Source organism: Cognataquiflexum aquatile (genome assembly GCF_003316845.1).
GTDB classification, from domain to species: domain Bacteria; phylum Bacteroidota; class Bacteroidia; order Cytophagales; family Cyclobacteriaceae; genus Cognataquiflexum; species Cognataquiflexum aquatile.
Window position 1 is genome coordinate 67,529 of sequence record NZ_QMIK01000007.1, and the last position, 18,160, is coordinate 85,688.

Annotated in this window: 16 protein-coding genes; 5 read left to right on the forward strand and 11 right to left on the reverse strand. The window is 40.2% G+C overall.

Annotated features, from left to right (window positions below; translation table 11 throughout):
* Positions 1–2: 2 nt before the first annotated feature.
* The 4 genes from pheT to rpsT form a co-directional block, all read right to left on the reverse strand.
* Positions 3–2,414: a phenylalanine--tRNA ligase subunit beta gene (gene pheT / locus DQW11_RS18680; protein WP_113925633.1), complete on the reverse strand. Its 2,412-nt coding sequence runs from the start codon at positions 2,412–2,414 to the stop codon at positions 3–5.
* A gap of 141 nt (positions 2,415–2,555) precedes the next feature.
* On the reverse strand, positions 2,556–3,176 hold the full coding sequence (locus tag DQW11_RS18685) for a DUF1684 domain-containing protein (protein WP_113925634.1): 621 nt from the start codon (positions 3,174–3,176) through the stop codon (positions 2,556–2,558).
* A 3-nt stretch (positions 3,177–3,179) separates the two neighbouring features.
* Positions 3,180–3,881: a RadC family protein gene (gene radC, locus DQW11_RS18690; protein ID WP_113925635.1), complete on the reverse strand. Its 702-nt coding sequence runs from the start codon at positions 3,879–3,881 to the stop codon at positions 3,180–3,182.
* A gap of 199 nt (positions 3,882–4,080) precedes the next feature.
* On the reverse strand, positions 4,081–4,335 hold the full coding sequence (gene rpsT / locus DQW11_RS18695; RefSeq protein WP_113925636.1) for a 30S ribosomal protein S20: 255 nt from the start codon (positions 4,333–4,335) through the stop codon (positions 4,081–4,083).
* 204 nt (positions 4,336–4,539) lie between these two features.
* Between rpsT and DQW11_RS18700 the strand changes: the two genes are divergently transcribed.
* Positions 4,540–5,550: a zinc dependent phospholipase C family protein gene (locus DQW11_RS18700; RefSeq protein WP_113925637.1), complete on the forward strand. Its 1,011-nt coding sequence runs from the start codon at positions 4,540–4,542 to the stop codon at positions 5,548–5,550.
* 108 nt (positions 5,551–5,658) lie between these two features.
* On the opposite strand, the gene DQW11_RS18705 is transcribed toward DQW11_RS18700, so the two are convergent.
* Entirely contained in the window at positions 5,659–6,981 is a 1,323-nt protein-coding gene (locus DQW11_RS18705) for a pyridoxal phosphate-dependent aminotransferase (RefSeq protein WP_113925798.1), read from the reverse strand.
* Between the two features lie 297 nt (positions 6,982–7,278).
* Between DQW11_RS18705 and DQW11_RS18710 the strand changes: the two genes are divergently transcribed.
* Entirely contained in the window at positions 7,279–8,634 is a 1,356-nt protein-coding gene (locus tag DQW11_RS18710) for an ATP-binding protein (RefSeq protein ID WP_113925638.1), read from the forward strand.
* 162 nt (positions 8,635–8,796) lie between these two features.
* On the opposite strand, the gene ettA is transcribed toward DQW11_RS18710, so the two are convergent.
* Complete coding sequence (gene ettA, locus DQW11_RS18715; RefSeq protein ID WP_113925639.1) at positions 8,797–10,476, reverse strand: energy-dependent translational throttle protein EttA; 1,680 nt, start codon at positions 10,474–10,476, stop codon at positions 8,797–8,799.
* Between the two features lie 138 nt (positions 10,477–10,614).
* On the opposite strand from ettA, the gene DQW11_RS18720 reads away from it, so the two are divergent.
* Both DQW11_RS18720 and DQW11_RS18725 read left to right on the forward strand, forming a co-directional pair.
* Positions 10,615–11,862: a DUF349 domain-containing protein gene (locus DQW11_RS18720; RefSeq protein ID WP_113925640.1), complete on the forward strand. Its 1,248-nt coding sequence runs from the start codon at positions 10,615–10,617 to the stop codon at positions 11,860–11,862.
* 76 nt (positions 11,863–11,938) lie between these two features.
* A complete protein-coding gene (locus DQW11_RS18725) occupies positions 11,939–12,160 on the forward strand; it encodes a DUF2795 domain-containing protein (RefSeq protein WP_008625540.1) in 222 nt (73 codons plus the stop codon).
* 24 nt (positions 12,161–12,184) lie between these two features.
* On the opposite strand, the gene DQW11_RS18730 is transcribed toward DQW11_RS18725, so the two are convergent.
* The 5 genes from DQW11_RS18730 to queA form a co-directional block, all read right to left on the reverse strand.
* A complete protein-coding gene (locus tag DQW11_RS18730; protein ID WP_113925641.1) occupies positions 12,185–12,919 on the reverse strand; it encodes a LytR/AlgR family response regulator transcription factor in 735 nt (244 codons plus the stop codon).
* On the reverse strand, positions 12,912–13,955 hold the full coding sequence (locus DQW11_RS18735; RefSeq protein WP_113925642.1) for a sensor histidine kinase: 1,044 nt from the start codon (positions 13,953–13,955) through the stop codon (positions 12,912–12,914). The genes DQW11_RS18730 and DQW11_RS18735 overlap by 8 nt, the downstream gene beginning before the upstream one ends.
* Before the next feature lie 12 nt (positions 13,956–13,967).
* Entirely contained in the window at positions 13,968–14,756 is a 789-nt protein-coding gene (locus DQW11_RS18740) for a LiaF transmembrane domain-containing protein (RefSeq protein ID WP_113925643.1), read from the reverse strand.
* A 129-nt stretch (positions 14,757–14,885) separates the two neighbouring features.
* Positions 14,886–15,566: a 2-C-methyl-D-erythritol 4-phosphate cytidylyltransferase gene (locus DQW11_RS18745; RefSeq protein WP_113925644.1), complete on the reverse strand. Its 681-nt coding sequence runs from the start codon at positions 15,564–15,566 to the stop codon at positions 14,886–14,888.
* Positions 15,567–15,673: 107 nt separating this feature from the next.
* On the reverse strand, positions 15,674–16,723 hold the full coding sequence (queA, locus tag DQW11_RS18750) for a tRNA preQ1(34) S-adenosylmethionine ribosyltransferase-isomerase QueA (RefSeq protein WP_113925645.1): 1,050 nt from the start codon (positions 16,721–16,723) through the stop codon (positions 15,674–15,676).
* 123 nt (positions 16,724–16,846) lie between these two features.
* Here queA and DQW11_RS18755 point away from each other — a divergent pair, with 123 nt between their 5' ends.
* Entirely contained in the window at positions 16,847–18,091 is a 1,245-nt protein-coding gene (locus DQW11_RS18755) for an ABC transporter permease (protein ID WP_113925646.1), read from the forward strand.
* Positions 18,092–18,160: the final 69 nt, after the last annotated feature.

The window sequence follows — 18,160 nt, forward strand, 5'->3', positions numbered from 1 at the left end:
TTTTATTTTCTGATAAATGCCCCCACTTCTTTTTCAAAACTTTCAATAAGTCGGGACATGGCTTTGTCAATCACTTTGTCTGTAAGGGTCTGTTCATTGTCCTGAAGGTAAAAACTCAAGGCATAGGCTTTTTTCCCAGACTCGATTTTATCTCCCTGATAGACATCAAAGACGCCCACTTTCTGCAAAAGACTTCCTCCGGCTTTGTTGGCTACTTTTTTGATCTGGTCAAAAGTGACTTTTTTATCAATCACCAAGGACAAGTCCCTTCTAACTTCCGGGAATTTGGAAATTTCGCCGTACTTTTTCAAGCCTTTCGATTTTTTTGTTATCAATTCCCAATTCAGGTCCGCAAAAAAGACCTCCTGCCTGACCTCAGCCAACTTGCCGATTTCTTCTTGAACCAAACCTATTTTTCCTAATTCCTTTGTACCAAGATTGATTTGGAGGGCGTAGTCAAAAGGCGCTTCATGGACAATCTGAACCTCCGAATTGTCGATGCCCATTTTTTCCAAAATCAATTCAACAACAGCATAAATATCTGGAAAGGACACTGGTTTGGAAGGTGCCAGCCAACTTTCGGAAGCCTTGTCTCCGGTCAGGTATATCGCCAATCTCTTTTCTTCACGATAACCTGATTCTTCTTTGAAATAAACAGTGCCGAATTCAAATAATTTCAGGTCTTTCTGTCTGCGGTTGATATTATGTGACATCACTTCCAATCCGGAAAACAACAAAGACTGTCTCATCACGCCTAGATCCTCACTGAGTTTGTTTAGGATTTCAACATTTTTGTTTACTTCCAAAAAGCCCGATTTTTCAGCATAAACAGGTTTGGTCAGCGAATTGGTGATGATCTCAAAATAGCCCAATCCGGATAAAATTTCGCTAAGCCTGTATTGCAGCTTGTTCAGGTCCTTTGTAGGATGTTCGGCAAGGTAATCCGCTTTCAGATTCTCGGACAAAGGAACATTGTCAAATCCATGGATTCGCAAGATCTCTTCAATGACATCCGCTTCTCTCGTCACATCTACCCTGTACGGCTTTACCGAAACTGTGAATCCGGTCTCTGATTCTGAAAGTATCTTGATGTCAAGATTTTCCAAAGTGGTTTTGATCTCTTCCTTAGCGAGTTCTTTTCCTATCAATCTCTTGATATTGGCATAAGTCACTTCAACAGAAAGATCAGAAACAGGATGTGGATAAAGGTCTATGATATCCGAAGAGATTTCTCCTCCGGCTATTTCTTTGATGAGCATTGCTGCTCTTTTCAAGGCATACACAGGCATATTCGGATCTGTCCCTCTTTCAAAACGGAAAGAAGCGTCTGTCTTCAACCCATGAAACTGACTTCCCTTGCGGATAATATCAGGAGAGAAATACGCGGACTCCAAGAAAATAACAGTAGTAGAATCAGAAACACCCGATCCTTTTCCTCCAAAAACCCCGGCAATGCAAAGACCTCCCTTTTGATCACAGATCATCAGTTCTTCGCCGGAAAGCTTTCTTTCCTTGTCATCCAAGGTGACAAAAGAAGTCTCTTTAGGCAATTTTTTTACAATGATTTTTCCACCTTCAACTTTATCGGCATCAAAAGCGTGAAGCGGCTGACCCAAATCATGAAGAATAAAGTTGGTAATATCTACGATATTATTGATCGGCTCGAGGTCCAAAGCCCTGAGGTAATTTTGAAGCCAATTGGGAGAAGGTCCCACGTGGATATTGGAAACCGTCAATCCGGAATATCTGGGGCAATCTATGGCGCTTTCTACTTCCACAGGAATTGACCTTTTGTTATAGTCAATCTTGAATTTATCCACAGAAGGAAGGCAGATTTCTCTTTTCAACAAAGCTTTCAAATCCCTCGCCACACCAAGATGGGAAGCGGCGTCTGCTCTGTTGGGAGTCAGCCCAATTTCCAAAACATGGTCACTGACTACTTCGAAATATTGTGAAGCAGGAGTTCCATTTTGCAAATCCGTGTCCAACACCATGATTCCGGCATGGCTGTGACCGATGCCGATCTCATCTTCCGCACAGATCATTCCCTGGGAAACTTCCCCACGGATTTTTGCTTTTTTGATTTCCAAAGGTTCACCTGACACAGGATACAATACTGAACCTTCCTTTGCTACCACTACTTTCTGCCCTTTGGCAACATTGGGAGCTCCGCAAACAATGGGGACAATCTCTCCTCCAACGTCAACCGTGGTTACACTCAGTTTGTCTGCATTGGGATGTCTCTCACAGGTCAATACTTCACCGATTACCACACCTTCCAATCCTCCCCGGATGGATTCAAAACGCCCGATTCCTTCCACCTCCAACCCTGATCCTGTCAAGAGCGATGCGATTTCTTTGGGTGAATGGTCTAAAGCAATAAAATCCTTTAATCTATTGATGGAAATTTTCATGAATGCACGGTTATTTCAGAACAAGGCACAAATTTAAGAGAATTGGTGGAGGCGGGAAGGTAATGAATGAAAAATGTCAAATGATAAATGAACAAAGCCTTATGGGAAAATTGACTTATGAACTTTACATCTAATTATACTTCACTCTTTCTTATAATCTTTTTCACCTACCGGAATCGGGATTTGCATGATATTTTCCTTGGGAGGCAATGGACAGGCAAAATCAGGATTATAGGCACAATATGGGTTGTAGGCCAAATTGAAGTCAATGGTAATGCTGTTTTTCCCATCTTGGCGGAGATTGATATATCTTCCACCTCCATAGGTTTCTTCACCACTTGTTTCGTCAGCAAAGGCAAGGAAGAAGTTTCGCTTGTCCGCTTCTTTCATGGACTGGAGCAAAAGCAATTTTTGCGGTTTGCCATTTAAGTCAAATTCGGCGAAGGAATGTTTGAGATACTTCTCCACCGATCCGTCTGTCATAGGAAGCTCAACCATCTTTTTTTCTTCCAATTCCACCATTTTTGCTCTTACCTTATAGCTTGGATCAATGGTATAAAAATCAAGTTCTTTGAAGGCTTTTTTCTGCTCTTCAGTCAAAGGCGAGTCGATATTGAATTTGATAAATTTGTATTGCCTTTCACGTTCTTTTTCTATTTTCTCCAAATACACCTCGGGACTTTCAGTTCCGGTCATGGTATAGATTACAGCAAGTGCGACAACAGTCAATACGCCAATAATTAAAATATTTTTTGATTTCATAAACTACAAAATGCCTTCATCGGCGAAGCTAAAATAGGCAACATCTGTGAAAATCACATGGTCAATCACCTGCACTTCGAGATTTTCACCCACATGCTTGAGTTTATCGGTCAAAACCCTGTCTTGTTCTGATGGCCTCAGGTTCCCCGATGGATGGTTATGTACGAGTACAATCGAACATGCCAATGAATCCAAAGCATATTTGAATATGATTTTGGGATCTGCCACAGTACCGTTTGTGCCACCGGAACTTATCAATTGTTTCTTGATCAAATGGTTGCTCCGATTGAGCAGCAACACGTAAAAGTGCTCCACTTTTTCGTCCATAAGTTCACGTCCCATCAAGTTAAAGACATCTTTGGAACCGTTTATCTTTATCTTTTTTGGCTGATCGCTGACTAGTTTTCTCCTTCTTCCCAATTCCAATGCGCTGACGATGGAAATAGCTTTGGCTTCTCCTATTCCTTTAAATTTTTTGAGGTCCGGAATACTCATCTTGGCAAGCTCTCCCAAGTCATTGTTTACTGCAGAAAGAATATGTTTGGAAAGGTCCACTGCACTGAGTGACCTGGTACCCGAACCGATCAGGATGGCGATCAATTCCGCATCTGAAAGTGCTGATTTGCCTTTGAGAAGAAGTTTTTCTCTTGGTCTGTCCTCTTCTGCCAAAGCAGAAATTTTTATGGAATATTGATAGTCTTTCATAAACAGATTTTAAAAAGAAATTTTTCCTTAGTTGGAAAATTATCCTGTTTTTAAAAGTACATAATGCCAAAAAACAATGAAAGTCCGAGAGGCTTCCAAGGGGCATATTAAACGTTTAATTTTTTTCTTCAAAAAAACATGGAAACAAAAAAAGCCTTGGTGGAATCACCAAGGCTATTCTGATCTTAAAATTTCTTTGTTAGGCTAGTGCGTTGACAAACTTGGTCAATTTTGACTTTCTGTTGGCAGCGTTGTTTTTATGAATGATATTCTTTTTTGCAAGTTTATCGATCATAGAGGTAACTGTTTTCAAAAGCTCTTGCGCTTCCACTTTGTCAGTCACAGCTTTCAGTCTCTTGATGAAAGTTCTTGTAGTCTTGTGCTGATATCTGTTTCTCAAACGCTTGGCTTCGTTTGCACGGATTCTTTTTAATGCCGATTTGTGATTTGCCATATCCTTATTTTACTTAATTTCTGTTAATACACCCTACCCTAAACGGAGTGCAAATGTAATTGATTAATTTTGAAACACAAAAGGATTTCCGAACTAAACCTAGTAAAGTCCAGAAATCTGATAGATTTTTCAGATTCCGCCGTTAGGTTGCAAAGGTAACACAATTTCATTTTACAGAAATGGAAATTATGATTATTTTTAGAAATGCGTAAATTTTTGATTCTGAGCTTGATTTTCATTTTTTCCATCCCCGATCTTGGGGCTTGGGGGTTCTTTGCCCATCGAAGAATAAATAGACTTGCTGTTTTCAGCCTTCCCCCAGAAATGATGGGATTTTTCAAAAGCAACATAGATTTCATCGCCGAAAATGCAATCAATCCTGACAGAAGAAGGTATGCAGTCAATGGGGAGGCGGAAAAACACTTTTTGGATGCGGACGCTTACGGGGACAGTGCCATATATACCCTTCCAAGGTATTGGAATCAAGCATTGGAGATATTTACGGAAGAAGAGTTGCGTGCCCATGGCATCGGACCGTGGAATGCCTACCATACCAAAATCCAACTGACAGAGGCTTTCAAAAGAAAAGATACCAAAGCCATTCTGAGGCTTTCGGCCGATCTTGGGCACTACATTGCGGACATCAATGTCCCTTTGCATACCACCAAAAATTATAATGGCCAACTGACCAACCAATATGGGATACATGCATTTTGGGAAAGTAGGGTTCCTGAGTTGCTCTCAGATGATTTTGATTTTTTTGTGGGAAAAGCCGAATACTTGGAAAAACCACAACTTGAAGCCTGGGACGCAATTATAGTGGCGCATCTGGCGTTGGATTCAGTTTTGAATTTTGAGAAAAACCTGACCGAAAGCTTCTCGGAAGACAAAAAATACAGCTACGACGAAAGAGGCGGCATCAGCACCAAAGTCTATTCAAGGGATTTCACCATCGCTTACAACAACATGCTTTCAGGGCAAGTAGAAAGGCAGATGCGCCGATCAGTTAAAATGATCTCAGATTTTTGGTACACGGCTTGGATTGACGCCGGTCAGCCCGATCTGAATTCATTACTGAAAAACCCAATTGACTTGGAGGAAGAAAAAATCGAAAACCCAAAATCACTGAAAGTCCGTGAACACGAAGGAACGGCAAGCAGTGAAAATCCTGAGGAATTGAGAAGAGCCTTCTTCAGAAGTATGTGGAGGCCTTAAAAAATTGATATTGATAGATATTAGATATGATGGATATTATTTTGGTAGTGTGAAAACTTGAGTTAATAGAGGTCAGGGAGATGAAGGTAGCTCTTGCACATTGAGTATTTAAACCAATTCCTTTTTGGAAGAATTGAGGTAAAAGCGGATGGCTTCCCCCAATCTTTCGAAAGTCTGACGAAAAACAGATTCATCTTCTTCCAATAGAGTTACTCTAAAACCTCTCAGATCAGAACAGAACGAACTGATAGGAACCACACAGATATTGGCAGATGCCAAAAGATAATATACAAATCGCTTATCCAAAGGCATATTTTCCTCCTTTAGCCAGCCGTCCAACAACTCCTGTAGCTTTGGATTATTGATAGGCAAAAACTGCTTTCCGTCCAAAAAAGTCTCATCAAATACCACAGTATTGTAAAATGCGCCCTTTGTTGGATTGAATTTGATTCCGGGAATTTGCCCCAATATCTCTTCCATGATGCGGCTTCTTCTGCCGATTTTTTCATTGGCCTCCTGCCTGTATTCAAAGTATGCAGGATGACTCATGATTTTTGGAATGGATAACTGTGGAAGTATTGTCGAACACACTTCTATCATTTTTGCATTTTCCAAAGTCTGACAAAACTTTGCGAATTCCTTGGAAGCATTTCTGTTGTAAAATTCCATCCATCCGCATCTCGAACCCGGCCACGGGAATTCTTTGGAAATACCTTTCAGGGAGATTCCCGGCAAATCCCCGATTACTTCCGAGAGTGCTACGGCTTTCACGCCATTATAGGTGATATTCTGGTAGATTTCATCTGCAATCAACAGCAATTTGAATTCCTTGGCAATTTTGACAAAACCTTCCAAAACCTCTTTAGGATAAACCATTCCTGTAGGATTGTCAGGATTGATGATCAAAATCCCAACGATGGAAGGATTGTATTTTACCTTGTTATAAAGGTCCTCCATGTCCGGAAGCCATTGGTTATTGGGATCCAAAGTATACGTAATGGGTGCTGTATTGGCATGCGCTGCTTCCGCCGAACTATGTGTGCTGTAGGCTGGTGAAGGCCCGATGATCCTGGCGGTCGGTGTTAGGAACTGATAGACTTTGGCGATGGCATCCCCGAGTCCGTTAAAAAATAAAATATCTTCAGCTGTGATCTGAGATCCTCCTTTTTGGTTGTTCAATCCTGCCAAAAACTTTCTCGTTTCTAGAACACCTTTGGAATCCGCATACCCATACGTGCTGTCTTGGCTTACAAGGTCAGACACTATTTCTTTCATCCAAGAGGGGACGATATTATGTTTTTGGATAGGATCACCGATATTTTCCCATGTGATCTCATAACCCAAAGCTTCTACCTGACGGGCTTTTTTGACAATGCCCCTGATTTCATAATTCAATTCTTCGGCTCCCGGCCTCAATAACAATGTCCTCATCATGCTGGTGTTTGGAAATCGAAAACAAATAAACAAAAAACGAAATGAATGATTGCGGATTCATTAAAAAAGATACAACCTGATTGGGGTATTGAAAAAAAATCCATCTTGAATTTATACTGTCTGTTAAATCAAATTATTAAGACAAAAGGTGTTATTTGATTAACTTGCCCTTACTCTGTTACAAGAAATGAAAGAATTTACCCTTATTTTGTTACATAAAAAATGAAAATTGCCCTTACTTTGTTACAATGAAACCAATATTTTACCCTTACTTTGTGTCATAATCCGATAAATATGAGTTTCAATAGGCAGATATTCAAACATTTAGAATATTGGAAAAATAACAAGCAAAGAAAACCCTTGATCATTCGCGGTGCAAGGCAGGTTGGCAAGACCACTTTGGTAAAAGATTTCGCAAAAACCTACCCAAATTCAATACTTCTAAATCTTGAAAAACAAGTAGATAAATCTTTTTTTGAAGATTTAAACGATGTAAAAAGTATCCAAGAAGCTCTTTTTCTAAGCAACAATATCAATGCTGCAAACTTAGGAAAGACACTTCTATTTTTGGATGAAATTCAGGAGTCTCCTAAAGCCATCCAATTACTCAGGTATTTTTATGAAGAAATGCCTGAACTCCATGTCATTGCAGCAGGATCTTTATTGGAGTTTGCCATGAAAGAAGTAAAAAGCTTTCCTGTTGGACGGGTGGAATTCCTCTACCTTCATCCCATGAACTTTCCGGAATATCTTGAAGCGCTCGGTCATTCCGCCGCTTTGGAACAATTTTACCAAGTTCCAATTAAGCCCTTTGCCCATAAAGTTTTGATGGAGCTATTTCATCGATATGCAATTATTGGAGGAATGCCTGAGATAATCAAAACCGAAATCCAAAAAACAAATCTTGCCAGTTTACCACAAATTTACGAAAGCATTTGGGGAACCTATAAAAACGATGTTGAGAAATATACTTCCAATGATACTGAGAGAAAGATCATCAAACATATCATGGATATTGCGCCTTTGGCGATGGATCAAAGGGTGAAATTTCAAGGTTTTGGAAATTCTACTTACAAATCAAGGGAAGTTGGTGAATGCTTCAGAATATTGGAAGATGCTAGAGTATTGAGGCTGATTTATCCTACAACAGATGTGGTTCCACCAATTCAGTATGATGTCAAAAAATCACCCAGAATCCAAATTTTGGATACCGGCCTTACCAACTACACAATTGGCATTCAAAGCCAGCTTCTAGGAATGGATGATTTAAGCAGTGCCTACAAAGGCGCCTTGGTTCCGCATTTGGTAACTCAAGAATTGATATCAACCCAATCCATTTCAGATAAAAAACCAAACTTCTGGGTGCGCGAAAAGAACCAATCGAGTGCCGAAGTAGATCTGGTTTTTACCCATAAAAATAAAGTTATTCCTATTGAGATTAAGTCAGGTCCGACAGGATCACTGAGGTCTTTGCACCAATTTATCGACGCAAGCAACCATCCATTCGCCGTCAGGATTTATGGGGGAGAATTCAAAACTGAGGAAACCAAAACCCCTGGAGGCAAACCATATTATTTGATGAATCTACCATACTATTTGGGAACTAGGATTAAAGAATTTATTGATTGGTTTGTTCAGAGAAATGGTTAAAGAATCAAAAGCTTGTATTTGAAATACAAGCTTTATATAAACAACTCATATTCAGTATTTTAATCAAATAAAAACCTGACTCGGAGTAAAATCATGCCATAAAAAATACCTCCAACCCGCTATCTCAGGTTGGAGGTTTCAATATTAATTTAAGCTTAAATCTTACTTTAATTTCTTATACTTAATCCTTTTAGGAGCCACATCGCCTAGACGCTTTTTCTTGTTTTCCTCGTAATCGGAGAAATTTCCTTCAAACCAATACACTTGTGAATCCCCTTCAAAAGCAAGAATATGAGTACATATCCTGTCCAAAAACCACCTGTCGTGGGAAATGACTACTGCACAACCACCGAAATTTTCCAAAGCCTCTTCGAGTGCCCTAAGGGTATTTACATCCAAATCATTTGTCGGTTCATCGAGAAGTAGCAGGTTTCCACCTTCTTTTAATGTAATGGCCAAGTGTACCCGGTTTCTTTCTCCACCGGAGAGAATGCCTACTTTTTTCTCCTGATCGGATCCTACAAAGTTAAACTTGCCTACATATGCCCGGGCATTCATTTCTTTGTTGCCAAGTTTGATGATCTCATTTCCTTCTGATATGGTTTCATAAACCGATTTGTTTGGATCAAGTCTGTCATGTTCTTGATCGACATAGGCAAGTTTCACGGTTTCTCCCACCTCAAAATTCCCCGCATCGGCCTTTTCTTGACCGGTGATTAATTTGAAAAGTGTGGATTTACCTGCTCCGTTTGGACCGATGATCCCTACAATTCCTCCCTGAGGTAAGTTGAAGGATAAATTTTCGAACAATAATTTATCCCCATAGGCCTTGGACACACCATTGACCTCCAGAACTTTTGCCCCTAATCTTGGACCCGGCGGGATATACAATTCTAGCTTCGCTTCTTTCTCTCTTCCCTCTTCGCTGATGAGTTTGTCATAAGCGCTGAGCCTGGCTTTTCCCTTTGCCTGTCGGGCTTTTGGAGTCATACGGATCCATTCAAGTTCACGCTCCAAGGTTTTCTGCCTTTTGGACTCGGTCTTTTCTTCTTGTTTCAGACGGTTTTGTTTTTGATCCAGCCAAGAGGAATAGTTTCCTTTCCAAGGAATCCCTTCCCCCCTGTCGAGTTCCAAAATCCATCCGGCAACGTTGTCCAAGAAATACCTGTCGTGCGTGACTGCGATAACGGTTCCTTTATATTGCTGTAAATGCAGCTCAAGCCAAAGTACCGACTCAGCATCGAGGTGGTTGGTAGGTTCATCGAGAAGCAACACATCCGGTTCCATGAGTAAGAGTCTGCAAAGTGCTACCCTTCTTTTTTCTCCTCCCGAAAGGTTCCCTATAATGGCATCACTTGGTGGAAGGCGTAGGGCATCCATCGCTTTCTCTAACATGGTGTCCAATTCCCAAGCGTTGGCTGCATCGAGTTTTTCCTGTACTTCACCTTGTTTGGTGATCAGCTTGTCCATTGCATCCGGGTCATCCATAAGACCGGGATCCATAAATTTTTCATTGATCTCTTCAAATTCCTTGAGGAGCGCAACGGTGGAAGCTACTGCTTCTTCCACGATATCTTTGACGGTTTTGGTAGGGTCGAGTTTGGGTTCTTGTTCCAGCATCCCGACGGTATATCCCGGAGACCAAACTACTTCACCCAAAAACTCCTTGTCAACTCCGGCAATGATTTTCAAAAGGGAACTTTTCCCGGATCCGTTGAGACCCAAGACACCGATTTTAGCTCCATAAAAAAAAGAAAGGTATATATCCTTCAAAACTTTTTTCTGTGGGGGGTAAATTTTTGACACCCCCGCCATAGAAAATATGATTTTTTCTGCACTCATATTTAATATTTGATTGATTTGTAAACGATGATGGACAAAGATGGCAAAAAAAGGTCTTTCTTAGGATAAATGATTTTGAATTAATTAATTTGCAGAAACTTAGAATAACCATACCACAAACCAACCTATTAAATCGAAATGGAGCATCCCTACGGGTACATTAAAGATAACAAGGTTTATCTCAGGAAATTTTTGAATCAGCCGGATCGGGTGATTGGAGAAGTAAAAGAAGACGAGGCGTCTACTATCAAATACTTTGAAGACAGGTTTTCAACCTTAAAAGAAAAAATAGGACAACTCAAAAGAGACATTGAAGAGAACCAAAACAAGGGTTCTTTTCTAATGAAATTGATCCATTTAAAAGATTCTTTGCTGGAATATGATGCTTTGGGCGATTTTGTCCCTCTCATTGATGACTTAGAGCAGCAGCAAGTATACCTTGAAGACATCATCAAGAAAAACAGGGAGAAAAATCTCGAAATCAAACGTGGCTTGATTTTGGAAGCAGAAGCTTTAAAGAACAGCACAGAGTGGAAAGAAACTGCAGAAGAATTCAAAAACCTGAAAATGCGTTGGATCAAAACAGGTCCTGTTGAAAAGGAATTTGAGGAGGAAATAGAAGAATTATTTAATAAAGCGATCGATAAGTTTTTTGATAATAGAAAAAACTTTTTTGAGGACATGGCCGTACAGGCAGAAGTCAACATCAAGATATACGAACGACTTGTCCTTGAAGCCCGAGCCGCATTTGACAATCCCGATGCCAAAAGGGCATTTGAAATATCCAAAAGAATCCAAAAAGAATGGAAAGCTGCAGGAAGGGTGCCGGCCGAAAAGCGTCAACCACTTTGGGATGAGTTTTCCAAACTGAACAACAGGATTTTCAGCAGGTTTCGCAGGACCATGGAAACTGGTCCACAGATGAAGCCCTGGGAGCTGATGAAAAAAATGGAGTCCATGACGGATGAAATGAAAAAACTGGCCTATGCTGAAACAAATCCCGATGGGGTCTCGTCTGCAAAGAGATTGCAGGCAGAATGGAAAAAACTCCCACAGCGAAAGCCGAAAGAAGCCAATCTGATCATGCGTTCCTTTACCTTCTTTTCAGAGATTGTTTTTGAAAAATTGTTTTTGGAAAGGTTGGCTTTATCCAAGTATGAGGACTTCAATCAAAGAGACAGGGTAGAGCAGAAAAAAATTAAATCAGCAATCTTACGCGATCTAATCCATAGGGATGAAAGTGAGTTGGCAACGGTAAAGGACAATGCGGAGAATTTCAGAACAAATGAAGAAGATTTTGAAGTCATGATGAGAAGAAAAATCGGCACATTCAAAAGAAAAATTGATGTGAAAACTTTCATTCTCAAAGAACTTTCAAATAAATAATAAGTTAACATTGAAAATTTAAAACAATTTCTATTTTTGCAGACCGCTAAGGCTGTAATCATTTAAACCTCACACTATGTATTGGACACTAGAACTTGCGTCATATCTTGAAGACGCGCCATGGCCTGCAACCAAAGACGAATTGATTGATTATGCAATCCGTTCAGGTGCTCCTCTGGAAGTTGTTGAAAACCTCCAAGAATTAGAGGATGACGGCGAGCCTTACGAAAATATCGAAGAGATATGGCCCGATTATCCGACAAAAGATGATTTCTTCTTTAATGAAGACGAATATTAAAAAAGCCCAATTTTTGGGCTTTTTTTATAAACCCAAAACAGCCTTGAGTTTTGGGAGTCCAGATTTGCTTACAGGAATGCCTTCGCCGCCCTTAAGTTTCAGCAGGTATCCTTCCTTTTCGTAGGGTTCGATCTTGGTGATCTCTGAGATATTGACAAGATAGGACCTGTGTACCCTTACAAACTGAGAGGGTTCCAAAGTTTTTTCATAGAAAGAAAGCGTTTTGTTTTTAAGAAATTTGCCCTCTTTGGTATAAATATTCACATAATCATCATTGGCTTCAAGGTATTTGATATCCTGAACGGGAATGATTTTGATTTCATTTTTTACCTTCAATACCACCCGGCTGGCAGATTCCTGATTTACCCCAGCTTCATTTTTGAAGGCGTTGATAGATTCTGAATTGTTTCCCTGTAGTAGGAATTTTTCCAATGCCTTAGCAAAACGGGTTTTGGAAAATGGCTTGAGCAAATAATCCACAGCATGTGCATCAAAGGCCTTGAGCGCAAAGGCATCAAAGGCGGTGGTAAAAATCACTGCGGGCGGATGGTCCAGTAATTCCAACAATTCAAATCCGGTAAGTTTGGGCATCTGAATATCCAAAAAAATCAGGTCAGGCTTGTGTTCCTGAATGGCTTTCAAGCCTTCAAAGCCATCATGACAGACTTTTTGAATTTCAAACTGGGGAAAATCGGCCAGATATTCCTTGACCAATTCAGTTGCCAATGGCTCATCATCGATTATCAGGACTTTAATCATTCCTTTGAGGGATTTTTAAGTTGACAGCAAATACCTTTTCTTCTACTCTAGTTTCCAACAGGTCATTTCTTCCAAACATCAAATATAACCTCCTTTTGACAGCATCAAGGCCAAATCCTGTACCTTTTGCCTGTCCTGCTTCAAGGTCAAAAGGGTTTGTCAAAGACACATTCAGGTAATTATTTTTGATCTCAAAGTTTATGGTGATCAAAACTTCGCCTGTTACCCCATATAAACCATGCTTGATTGAGTTTTCAAGTAGCGGTTGTATCATCAAGGGTGGGACTTTTGCTGCCAATGCAGGTTCACCGATCTGAAATTCAACCCTTAATCTATGACCAAACCTAACTTTTTCAATATCAAGATACAGGTTAAGGTAATCCTTTTCTTCTGCCACAGTTAGCCAGTTTTGGTCATCTTTTTTGATAGTCCCTCTGAGAAATTCTGCCAACTGCAGCACCATTTCCCTGGCTTTCTCCGGCTGGCTTTTGATCAAAGAACTGATGGAATTCAGGCTATTAAATAAAAAATGGGGCTGAAGCTGCTGTCTCAAATGATAAAGTTCAGCATCTTTTGCCATCTGATTTATTATTTCCTGACGCTCTTTGGTTTTGAGCTGGTCCTCGATTTTAGCATTGAATACCAAAAGAGCTGCCCAAGAAACAAATAAGATGAATGCTACCAAACCTTTGAGTAGCATGATATGATTTGCAAAATTTTGATATTCCGGTTCATCTGCCATAAAAATTCTGAGCAGATAATTCCCTGCAAATACCAAAGCCGCTGCGAGCATCCATCCAAGGTTCACGACCATCCATACCTGGGAATTTCTGGGGAGGTAATATTTGAATATATTTTCCATCAACCAAAACCCGAATAAAACCAATACGGAATGGATCGAGGCGTCTATGAGGGCAGGTTTTAATGGAAATCCATAAAAAGTAATCAGGTAAGCCAAAGCCACTATCCAAAGTAGGACAGCGGCCAAGGCTTTCAACCAATCAAAATTATTGCGCGAAATTAGATTTCTCAGCATCAGATAGCTTGATTAGAAAGATTTGATCTCCAAGCCACCAAAAATGATAGATCCATATATTCTCAAAACTTTGGTTCCGTCGTTAGGAGTTTGCGGATACATTCTTTTATCCTCAATTCCCGCAAAGATATTGGTGACATTGATCTGGAGGTCCCAATGTGGCGGCACCACCAATTTGACTCCGCCAAATGCCACTTCCACATTGATGATCGCCCCATCGGCGAGGTCTGCCTGGGAAAAATCAATATCGGTTCCTCCGAAAATCGCGGAAACTTTCCCACCCTGAAAGTTTTTGGACAAAACTCTTTTTTGGATTCCTGTAAATAGAGCCTGGGCATTGATGGTGTCTCCATTATCGGTATATGGGATTCCCTGTGGCTTGGCAAAGGTGGCGGTGGACTGATCGGAGGTAGTTCCGAGTGGCTTATCTGACTTATTATATGTTTTGAAGAAATCCTCAGTGAATCTGTTCCTATCATTATTTCTCTTGAGAATCAAGAAAATCCCGAGTATGATCAATCCTATCGGAATCAGGAAAGGCTGGATTTCGTTGGGAATTCCAAGTTCTTTTTTGACTAAGAAGAATGAGCCAAACAACAACATAAATACTCCGAAGCCACTTTGGAAGTTATGTTTGATAAGGCTGACTACACCGATAGCGATGAAAATCATCGGCCATGAAAACACCCATGAAGGGAACCAAAAGCCAATTGCTTTCAATAACAACACCCCGCCGATCGCGAGAATGATAATGCCTGCTGTCAGGTCATTGTTTTTGGAGGAAAATTTATTCTTTGCCATGATTGAGATAATTTTATTTATTGATTTGATGATGACAAAGCTATATCATGGGGTAAAAATATGGGCATTGTAATAGGCTATCACCTCCGGTTTCTCGGTGAATGAAGGAAATCGGTAGGTAAACGGAATTTACTTATTCTTCCTTTGGATCAAAAAGTCGGCGTATGCCATATCCTCAGGACTGGTTATTTTTATGTTTTCCGGATTTCCCGAAATCAATTCCACCTGCCATCCCTGATGCTCATAGACTGTGGCATCATCGGTAAAATGGTACAATTCTGTCACTTCAAATGCCTTTCTGATTTTTGACAGCAAAAAAGTCTGCGGTGTCTGCACCAATCTGAAATTCTGCCTTTCCTGAAAAAAAGACTTTCCATCATCCGTCAATTTTCGGAGGGAATCTTTCAGTGCGACTACAGCTATGGCAGAACCGGATTTGTTGGCAACTTCAAAACTTTCCCTAATCACTGAAGGATTTACAAATGGTCTGACGCCGTCATGAATAGCAACTATCCCTTCTTCTTGAAATATGGATTCTAATCCATTTTTTACAGACTGGAACCGGCTGTTACCTCCATTCACAACCGAATGGGGGATTTCAAATTGATGTTGACCGCACAGATCAGCCCAATATCCAAAGTCCTTTTCAGGAATTACCAAGATCAATCGGATGTCTGGCAAGGTATTGTGAAAAACCTCCAGGGTATGCATAAGGATAGGTTTTCCCCCTACCTCTAAATATTGCTTGGGGACCGGCGCGCCCATCCGGGTACCGCTGCCTCCTGCTACAATGATGGCGAACTTGTTCATCAAAGGGACGGATGGTCAAAAATTGAAGCTGATTTCTTTTCCATAATTCACGCAAGATGAAAAAATCATAATAAATAAAAAAAGGCTCTCAGGAGCCTTTTTTTATTTTAGAGAATCAACATGGCATCTCCATAGGAGAAAAACCGATATTTTTCTTTGATTGCTTCTTTATAGGCCTTCATCACCAAATCATATCCTCCAAATGCAGATGCCGTCATCAACAAAGTAGATTCTGGCAAATGGAAATTGGTGATCAATGAATTGGCGATTTTGAAATCATAGGGAGGAATGATAAACTTATCCGTCCAACCGCTGCTGACTTTCAACCGGTTATTGGCAGTTACAGAAGATTCCACGGTTTTCAACGTAGTAGTGCCTACTGCAACAACCCTCTTTTTGTTATCCAAAGCTTCATTGACCAAATCAACAGTCTTTTGAGGGATATCATAATTTTCAGAATCCATTTTGTGCTTGGTAAGGTCTTCGACATCAACCTGTCTGAACGTTCCCAATCCTACATGTAGGGTAATTGGACAAACTTCCACACCTTTTAATTCCAATCTTTTTAGCAAATGTGGAGTAAAATGAAGACCTGCCGTCGGTGCTGCTACAGCGCCTACATGCTTTGCAAAAATGGTCTGGTATCTTTCTCTGTCCTCGGCTTCGACTTTTCTCTCGATGAATTCCTTTAGGATGGGGGTTTCTCCAAGGGTGTCAATGGTTTTGTAGAATTCCTCATCAGAACCGTCAAATAAGAATCTGATGGTTCTTCCACGAGAAGTGGTATTGTCAATAACCTCAGCTACCAAGTCACTGTCACCAAAATAAAGCTTGTTGCCTACCCTGATTTTTCTCGCCGGGTCAACCAACACGTCCCACAGCCTCAAATCTTGGTTAAGCTCTCTCAAAAGAAAAACCTCAATTTTTGCACCTGTTTTTTCTTTGTTTCCGTACAACCTTGCAGGGAAAACTTTGGTATCATTCATGACAAATACGTCACCGTCTCCAAAGTATTCAATGATATCTTTGAAAATACGGTGCTCAATCAGACCGGTTTTTCTATGGACCACCATGAGACGGGATTCGTCTCTATTGGGAGTGGGATATAAAGAAATTAATTTTTTGGGGACGTCGAATTTAAAGTCTGATAACTTCATAGGTTATGAATATGATATGCTAATTGCTTGGTCTTAATTTTAGATTTAAAAACCGCAAAGATAAAAATAAAAATCCCGAAATCTACTTATATTGCCAATTACTTTTAAAACAACTTCTAAGACGTGATATTTCTAAAATTAACCTGGGAAAGCTTGAGGTTTGCGATGCAGGCCCTCAAATCCAACTTGACAAGAACCATTCTTTCTCTTTTGGGGGTGACAGTGGGGATTTTTGCCATCATTGCCGTATTTACTTTGGTAGATTCTCTTGAAAAAAACATCAAGTCAAGTTTCAGCTTTTTGGGAAGCAATGTAGTTACAGTCAACAGATTCCAATTTGTGGGAGGACCGGATTATCCTTGGTGGAAGTACTTTAGGAGACCATATAGCACCTACTCGGAATATGTATTCCTCAAAGATAAATTGAGAAATGCGGAAGCTGTGTCCTTTTCAGCAGGCGCCAACACCACAGTCCAATTTGGAAGTAATTCTTACAAAGGAACTAATTTGAGCGGGGTTTCATATACTTATAAGGATGTCTATGAAGTACCTGTGCAATCAGGGAGATTTTTTACAGAATCAGAAATAAATGGTTCCAGAAACGTTGCCATAATCGGCGAAAAAGTGGCGAATACTTTATTTCCAAATTCGGACCCCATAGGAAAAGAAGTCAAAATCAAAGGCGCAAAATTCGTTGTAATTGGCCTTTTTGAATTAGAAGGCGAAGGTTTGTTTGAAATTGCCTCAAAAGACGAAGCGGTCATGATACCTTATGGCAGTTTTACGAAATTGTTTTTTGTAGGTAAAAATGGAATTGAACCAAGTATTGCTTTCAAAGGAATGGATAGCGATATCGGAATGGTGGCATTAGAAAATGAAATCATTGGGTCTTTGAGAGCCAAAAGAGGTTTGAAGCCTACAGAGGAAGATAATTTTTCTCTTAACAAATCGGAGTTTATCATGAACACTATCGGATCTATATTTGACGTCATCAGTGCGGCTGGATGGGTGATCGGAGGGTTTTCAATCTTGGTGGGCGGTTTCGGGATTGCCAATATCATGTTTGTATCCGTAAAGGAAAGGACCAACATCATCGGTATCCAAAAATCCCTTGGCGCAAAAAATTATTTCATTCTTTTTCAGTTTCTATTTGAGGCCATTTTCTTGAGTTTGATTGGTGGATTTGCAGGAATCATAATCGTCTATGGTTTGACTTTTATTCAGTTGGGATCGTTGGAATTGGTATTGTCATTTAAGAATATAGTCCTCGGATTGGGAATTTCTTCCATAATTGGAGTTGTATCCGGAATAGTCCCTGCCACACTTGCAGCAAGGCTCGATCCTGTAGAAGCCATCAGGGCAACCTAAATTAGGTGACTAAAAAAAATAAAAGCCCCCATAAAATTTAATTTTATGGGGGCTTATTTATGCGACAAA